Genomic DNA, 1,746 nt, shown 5'->3' with positions numbered 1-1,746 from the left:
GGGGTCAGGCCAAAACGCCGCAAGACCGCAGATAAAATCCCGCAGGGCAGGGAGTTGTTCACCGCTGCCATGAGCGGCGAGACAGGCCCCATGTCCGATGAGTCCGTGCAGACAAAGCCGTATCTCCTTGAACCGCGCGTGATAGAACTCATCTGAAAAGTTCCAGCCCTTGAGTTTTTTCGGAGGGATATTTCCGGCAATACAGGCCAGCGCGGGACAGGACTGGAGTTTTCTTGAGAGCGGCGATCCGGGGTTTCGCATGTGCCCCATGATAAAATGCCGCACACGGGGCTTTCCAGGCTCGATCAGTAACAATTTACCTCTTCCTTTCACTGCATGGTCATGCCCTGCTCAGGCCGGGACATGGCCTCATTCCTGTGGACGTACAGTCCGGTGCTGCCGGATGTGTAGATGCTCTCGAACTCGTGGGTCAGGGCGGCGTAGGCGGTGAAGTCGACGCAGCGGTCGATCACCTTTTTGTCCAGGCCCTTCTCCAGCAGTTCTTTCTCTGCCTTCTCCCGGAAGCTGCCGATCTCTACGAACTCATAGCTGTCCAGGCGGCCGGCGATCTCCACCGCCTCCTCCAGACTGGCACAGTCCTCCGATTCCATCGCCGCCTGGAGCTGCCGGAGGCCGCATTCGCCGCGCCCGGCCAGAGCCTCCGCAATGGCGGCTCTGGCTGCGGCAGCATCCTCCGGGGCGGCCTGGCTGGACATCTTCTCCAGCATGGGGACGGCTTTCAGCACATCCTGCTGGGCCGGGGCAGTAAAATCACGGACAAATTCCCTGCCGTTGCGCGTCAGATAGCCGGTTTCACTGCCGGCCTCCATGTATCCGGAACTCTCCAGCAGATCTTCCGCATAGGCGTCCAGATCAATATTACCGGACTGGATCAGCTCCTCCGGTACATGATAGGTGCGCAAGTTGTTTGCGGCAAATTCCTTTACACCGTCACGGGGTACCCACTCGTAGCAGTGGAGGTTCTGCGCGATGTCCAGGGCAAATTTCAGGGTACGGCAGTCTTCATACTCCAAAGCGGCGGCAAACTTGTCCAGCCAGTGCGCTTTGCCCTGACCCTGCTCAGCCAGAACATAGCCGAGATTATCCCCATCCCGAACCAGATCGGTAATGCTGGAATACTGCTTCGTAAGGTCTCCGGCCTCGGGGAGAATACACCGGGCTTCCAGCAGAGTGCAGTCCTCCAGAGACTTGACCCGCAGCTCGTCCAGTGCCAGCACGACCTCGTCCGCGTCCTCCGCCATTTTGCCGTCATATCCCGGCAGACGGAGCCACACGCCCTCGGGGACCGCAGGGGAGGCCAGCTTCAGCTTGACGCTCCAATCGCTGTCCTCCGGCAAAAACGCGTTCTTTCCGGAGTAAGCTGGTTCTGCTGCCTTTTTCGGATATTCCACATAATAGCCTCCGATGAACAGTCCGGGGTGCTCATCCTCAAACTCCTGCCCGATGTGATCAAAATCCACATAGGGCAGGACGTCCTCCGGCAGGCTGGCCGCTCCTTTCTGGCTGTACTTGCCCAAATCCTCATAGCTCCCAGCCGGATGGAGCGTGCAGTCGGGCAGGCTCAAAATACTCTTGATGGCGTCAGCCGCCTTTTCGGGTGGATACCCCATCGAGACGGCGGCGAGGGCGTAGCTCTCCCGGACGCTTAACGTCTCCAGCTGCTCCTTCAACCACTCCTGTTCCTGGGGCGTACCAGGCAGTTCCAGGAATTCTTTGAAATCATCC

General features: G+C 59.0%; 1 protein-coding gene and 1 pseudogene. Both read right to left on the bottom strand.

Annotated elements, in window-relative coordinates; all coding sequences use genetic code 11:
• Window positions 1-315, bottom strand: a pseudogene (locus QZ326_RS13190) (hypothetical protein); the annotation flags it as partial.
• 14 nt (window positions 316-329) lie between these two features.
• A partial coding sequence (locus tag QZ326_RS13185) for a hypothetical protein (protein WP_295746105.1) occupies window positions 330-1,746 on the bottom strand: 1,417 nt, incomplete at its 5' end.

The organism is uncultured Oscillibacter sp., assembly GCF_910587525.1.
Classification (GTDB): domain Bacteria; phylum Bacillota; class Clostridia; order Oscillospirales; family Oscillospiraceae; genus Oscillibacter.
Note: the sequence above shows the minus strand (reverse complement) of the source record. Positions and strands in the feature narration are given on the sequence as shown.